This is a genomic window from Micromonospora sp. M51, from assembly GCF_018070305.1.
Lineage (GTDB): Bacteria > Actinomycetota > Actinomycetes > Mycobacteriales > Micromonosporaceae > Micromonospora > Micromonospora parva.
Genome location: NZ_JAGPXZ010001340.1, coordinates 1 through 780, shown reverse-complemented (window position 1 = coordinate 780; position 780 = coordinate 1). Strand labels below are relative to the sequence as shown.

The window sequence follows — 780 nt, the reverse complement described above, 5'->3', positions numbered from 1 at the left end:
GGTCTACGCCCTCGCCGAGCACGCCGACCTGCTGGTCATCGAGTCGACGTTCCTGGAGTCGGAGGCCGCGTTGGCCGCCGAGGTCGGCCACCTGACCGCGGCGCAGGCCGCCCGGGTGGCGACCGAGTCCGGGGTACGCCGACTCGTGCTCACCCACTTCTCCCAGCGCTACAGCGACCCGCGCCGGTTCCACGACGAGGCACGCGCGCACTTCGACGGTGAGCTGATCGTCGCCGAGGATCTGACCACGGTGCAGCTTCCGCCGCGCCGGGTAGCCTCGGCCGGGTGACCATCACGCTCCGCTCCGCGACCGAAGGCGATCTGATGGCGGTGGGGGCCCTGCACCAACGCTCCCGGGTCGCCGCGTACTCCGCGTTCCTGCCGGCCGAGGCGCTGGCCGACCCGACACCGGAGGCGATGGGTCGCTACTGGGTCGAGCGGTGGCTGTGGGAGCGGGACACCCACCGGATGACAGTGGCCGAGCGGGCCGGGGCGTTGGTCGGGTTCAGCCACCTGGGCCCGGACGACGAGGACGACCCGAGCACCGGGCTGCTCAACGCGATCCACCTCGACCCGGCCGAGCAGGGCCGCGGCGTGGGTCGCACCCTGATGGTGGACGCGCTGGACGCCATGCGGGCGCAGGGCTGGCGGCGTGCCGTGCTCTGGGTGCTCCGGGAGAACGCCCATGCCCGAGCCTTCTACGAGCGCGGCGGCTGGACCCCGACCGGCGCGGAGCGCGTCGAGCACATCGGCACAGCCCTCACCCCGCAACTCCGCTAC

General features: G+C 73.3%; 1 protein-coding gene and 1 pseudogene. Both read left to right on the top strand.

Annotation, left to right across the window (positions count from 1 at the left end):
• Positions 1-289 (top strand): annotated as a pseudogene (locus KBX53_RS34695) (MBL fold metallo-hydrolase); the annotation flags it as partial.
• Positions 286-780 (top strand): GNAT family N-acetyltransferase (locus KBX53_RS34690; RefSeq protein WP_210864005.1); only part of this gene is annotated, 495 nt, incomplete at its 3' end. The pseudogene KBX53_RS34695 and the gene KBX53_RS34690, both read left to right, overlap by 4 nt.